The following is a 244-nucleotide window of genomic DNA, read 5'->3' as shown; positions in this document are numbered from 1 at the left end:
ATGACACAAAGAAAACCATGGAAAACCTGAAAGCTAGTATTCAAGGCTTGCCAACTCCACTAGACGGAGCTGTAAAGTCTGTTCAATTGCTTGCTTCTTCCACTGGTGATTTGGACAAATCTCAAAAAGTCTTCTCTGCTTTGAACAATGGAATTCTCGGCTTTGGTGGTAGCACCGAGCAAGTAGAGAATGCTGTGGTTCAGCTTTCTCAAGCTTTTTCGAATGGGAAAGTCGATGCGGAAAC

General features: G+C 43.4%; 1 protein-coding gene. It reads left to right on the top strand.

Features of this window, described 5'->3' with window-relative positions:
- Positions 1 to 17: 17 nt before the first annotated feature.
- Positions 18 to 244 (top strand): tape measure protein (locus RMT89_RS44930; protein ID WP_315889516.1); only part of this gene is annotated, 227 nt, incomplete at its 3' end.

The sequence above is a fragment of the Streptomyces sp. P17 genome, assembly GCF_032436805.1.
Taxonomy (GTDB): Bacteria; Actinomycetota; Actinomycetes; order Streptomycetales; family Streptomycetaceae; genus Streptomyces.
This window is presented reverse-complemented; position numbering and strand designations above follow the sequence as displayed.